A 3,468-nucleotide genomic window follows, 5' to 3' on the forward strand; every position below is an offset into this window, starting at 1 on the left:
GATGGTGAGCGTGAGAACTTCCATCCTGGAAGACCTCGACGCCTATCCGCGAACCAGCCGGCGGTCCCGGGCTACACCCTCAACTGCGAAGAGCCTGTTTTTCCCCAAACCGCCATCCCTTGATGCCCGTCGAATGCTCCACCGCCCGAGAACTCTCCGGCAGATAGCCCCCATAGCAGCGAAGTAGACAAGGCCACTACTACGGCACTTCGCATACTCCGCCCTCGGACCAATACTTGCTTGAACTCAACACCAGGTTCTGGGCAGAGGTGCCTTCCATCTCAACGACATAGGCGACAAAGTCTGATCGGCTCGGATCGACGATCGAATTTCCGGACGCATCAACAACGTCAACCTCCCGGAGGTCCTCGCATACATAGATGCGAACGACCACCTTGTTGCCCTCTTGCTGCACCGACTGAAGCTTCGTGTTATTCACGCGCGTGCTTCCCACCCCATGAGCGTTCGCGTCGGAAAAGCGCTTGGCTTCCTCGACCTCATATTCGTAACCTTCAGCGGTAACCAGTGCCCGGATGCGCTCAGGATGTGCTCCGCCGTCTCGTCCGATCGCATCTGCGACACTGAGGAACTTCTTGAAAGCCTCCGTCGCCGCCTTCAGCGCCTCAGCATCTGAACTGAACACCGGAGTCGGGCTCGCCGAAGCCGTCACCGACGGAGGAGAAACGGTCGGGTCCGCCTCATGATCCGCCCCCGCGCAGCCCGACAGCGCGACTCCCAGCGCGAGCGCCATCGCGCTCGCGACGACCACGCGCCCCGGCATCCGCATGCCCGACAAAGTAGGGCAAACCCGGCGGCCGGCGCACCAACTCTCCACAGCCAGGACGACGCGAGCCGCCGACCGTTTTTCTTGCGCAAGGAGAATGGCCCGACCCCCTGCATCCCCGGAACGCGCCATCCCCGCGACGCGCGCGACGCGCCTCATCCACAGCCACAGCCGCCACGCACCCCCAACTTCTCGACACCCGTCTGCGGGTGCCCCCTGTTGGGACTTCACCGCGGTACAACCAGGCCATAGAACTATGGACGTGACGACTCAGCTGACCGGTGGCCAGACCACCACCGACACGGGCGAATGGCGGGTGCCCGCGGCATCCGTCATCGTGCAATGCCTGTCGGCGCAGGCTGAGGCCCGCCAGCGCGGATGGTTCGGCAAGCTGGTCGGCGCGAGTCCGCTGACCGACGAGTCGCGCAAGTGGTACGTCGGAGCGCTCGGCGAGCTGCGCGTCGCGCGCGAGCTCGACAAGCTCGGCCCCGAGTGGACGGTGCTGCACGCCATCCCGGCCGGGGCGCGCGGGCGCGACATCGACCACCTCGTCGTCGGCCCCGGCGGAGTCTTCACCATCAACACCAAGTGCCACGAAGAAGCGCGCGTCTGGGTCGCCGGCGCGCACCTGCGCGTCAACGGCGTCACCAAGCCCTACGTGCTGCGTTCCCGCGACGAGGCGACGGATGCTTCGCTCGCACTCTCCCGCGCCACCGGCGCCAACGTCTCCGTGCGCGGAGTCATCGCCTTCGTCGCCCCCAAGCAGCTCGACATCAAGAGCGAACCCGACGACGTGTCGATCGTCAGCGACCGCGGCCTGCTGCGGTTCCTGCGCCGGCAGCGCGCGGTGCTCTCCGCCTCGATGTGCGCGGCGATCGTCGCCGCCGCCGAGCAGCGAGCGACCTGGCGCGGCGCGGGCAGCGGCCCCACCACCGTCGACCGCACGCGCTTCGACCACCTCAGGGACGAGGTCGACCAGTCGAAGCTCGTGCGCGGGCTGTGGGGCGTGATGTTCGCCGGCGCGATGGTCGTCGTCGGGATCTCGATGCTCGGGCACGGGTAACCGGGCTGGGCCCCGCCCCGCGCCCCAGCCTCACCCTTCGGCGCCCTCGCCCTCGGTCTCGTGCACGTAGTGCTTCATCAGCTGGAAGCCGTGCGTCAGCCCGCCCCCGGCACGCAGCGCCATGGCGATCATGATCGTCTCGCCGATCTCCTGCTCGGTCGCGCCTTCCTCGGCGGCGGCCTTGGTGTGCGCCTCGATGCAGTAGACGCACTGGGTGGTCAACGCCACGGAGAGCGCCATCAGCTCGACGTACTTGCGCGGAATCGCCATGCCGGGTCGACGCAGGGCGGCCTCGTCGAACGCCATGAACGCCGCGAATGCCTCGGGTGCGGCTTGCCGGATCTGCCGGGAGTACTTACGGTCGGTCGGATCGTGATAGTGCTCAGCCACGAGAGTTCCTTTCTCTTCAACGATGTCGCCGCCCATGGTTCCACAACTCAATAGCCCGTTGATCGCTTTCACGCCATGTTGACAAGCGCGGCGGCGCTCCTCCATTCTCGAAGGATCGGGGAAGGGTCTCGGAAGCGCGCGCAGCGTGCCCGTGCCGGCAGGAGAGGACCGTGGATGAGCACCGCAGCTGAGTTCGACGCCATCGGGATCGACCGACTTCGCGAGGTCGGAAGCGTGAAGTGGTCCGCGTTCCCGGGGACCATCGGCGCGTTCGTGGCCGAGATGGACTTCGGCACGGCGCCCGCCGTCACCGCGGCCCTGCGCAAGACGATCGACGACGGCCTGTTCGGCTACCTGCCCCGCGCCGTCGCGACCGCGATGTCCGAGGCGTGTGCGCGCTGGCAGAGCGACCGCTACGGCTGGACAGTGGACCCCGAGCGCGTGCATCCGTTGCCTGACGTGCTCTCGGGCCTGCGCGCGACGATCGACTACTACACCGAGCCCGGCTCGAAGATCGTGCTGCCCACCCCGTCGTACATGCCGTTCCTCAGCATCCCGCCCATGCACGGCCGCGAGATCATCGAGGTGCCGATGCTCGTGAACGGCGAGCCGGGCGAGCAAGGCGAGTTGGGCGCGCAAGCCGGCCGCTACGAGCTCGACCTCGACGGCATTGACCGCGCCTTCGCCGCCGGCGGCGGATTGCTCATCCTCTGCAACCCGTACAACCCGGTCGGCCGCGTCTTCACCCGCGAGGAGCTCGAGGCGGTCTGTCAGATCGTCGACAAGCACGGGGGCCGCGTCTTCTCCGACGAGATCCACTCGCCGCTCGTCTTCGCCCCGCACCGGCACATTCCCTACGCGAGCATCAACGAGACGGCCGCATCGCACACCATCACCGCCACCAGCGCCTCGAAGGCGTGGAACCTGCCCGGCCTCAAGGCGGCGCAGCTGATCATCTCCAACGACGCCGACGAGCGGACCTGGCAGCGGCCGGAGGTCGCCTGGGCCGGCCACGGTACGAGCAACCTGGGCGTGATCGCCAACACCACCGCCTACAACGATGGCCGGCAGTGGCTCGCCGACACGATCGACTACCTCGACGGCAACCGCACCCGCCTCGGCGAGTTGCTCGCCGAGTGATTCGCCCTGGGTTTGGTTCCTAGTGGTTTCCGGGGCTGGCGAGTGCCGGTCCGGGCGTTTCGTGGTCAGCGTAGTGCGCGGCCTCGACCTC

Annotated in this window: 4 protein-coding genes; 2 read left to right on the forward strand and 2 right to left on the reverse strand. The window is 67.3% G+C overall.

From position 1 onward, the window contains the following. Window positions 1-199: 199 nt before the first annotated feature. Entirely contained in the window at window positions 200-787 is a 588-nt protein-coding gene (locus H563_RS18045) for a hypothetical protein (protein ID WP_155865283.1), read from the reverse strand. A 259-nt stretch (window positions 788-1,046) separates the two neighbouring features. Between H563_RS18045 and H563_RS0114165 the strand changes: the two genes are divergently transcribed. Continuing rightward, a complete protein-coding gene (locus H563_RS0114165) occupies window positions 1,047-1,847 on the forward strand; it encodes a nuclease-related domain-containing protein (RefSeq protein ID WP_162138954.1) in 801 nt (266 codons plus the stop codon). A gap of 30 nt (window positions 1,848-1,877) precedes the next feature. On the opposite strand, the gene H563_RS0114170 is transcribed toward H563_RS0114165, so the two are convergent. Then, window positions 1,878-2,342: a carboxymuconolactone decarboxylase family protein gene (locus tag H563_RS0114170; RefSeq protein WP_245556868.1), complete on the reverse strand. Its 465-nt coding sequence runs from the start codon at window positions 2,340-2,342 to the stop codon at window positions 1,878-1,880. Between the two features lie 69 nt (window positions 2,343-2,411). Between H563_RS0114170 and H563_RS17030 the strand changes: the two genes are divergently transcribed. Continuing rightward, window positions 2,412-3,377 carry a MalY/PatB family protein gene (locus H563_RS17030; protein WP_022883237.1) on the forward strand — a complete coding sequence of 322 codons (966 nt, stop codon included), beginning with the start codon at window positions 2,412-2,414 and terminating at the stop codon, window positions 3,375-3,377. The last annotated feature ends 91 nt before the right edge of the window (window positions 3,378-3,468 follow it).

Source organism: Gryllotalpicola ginsengisoli DSM 22003 (assembly GCF_000419445.1).
Classification (GTDB): domain Bacteria; phylum Actinomycetota; class Actinomycetes; order Actinomycetales; family Microbacteriaceae; genus Gryllotalpicola; species Gryllotalpicola ginsengisoli.

Coding starts and splice junctions, on each gene's coding strand:
- H563_RS17030 (WP_022883237.1), top strand. CDS start 2,412: ATGAGCACCGCAGCTGAGTTCGACGCCATCGGGATCGACCGACTTCGC.
- H563_RS18045 (WP_155865283.1), bottom strand. CDS start 787: ATGCGGATGCCGGGGCGCGTGGTCGTCGCGAGCGCGATGGCGCTCGCG.
- H563_RS0114170 (WP_245556868.1), bottom strand. CDS start 2,342: ATGGAGGAGCGCCGCCGCGCTTGTCAACATGGCGTGAAAGCGATCAAC.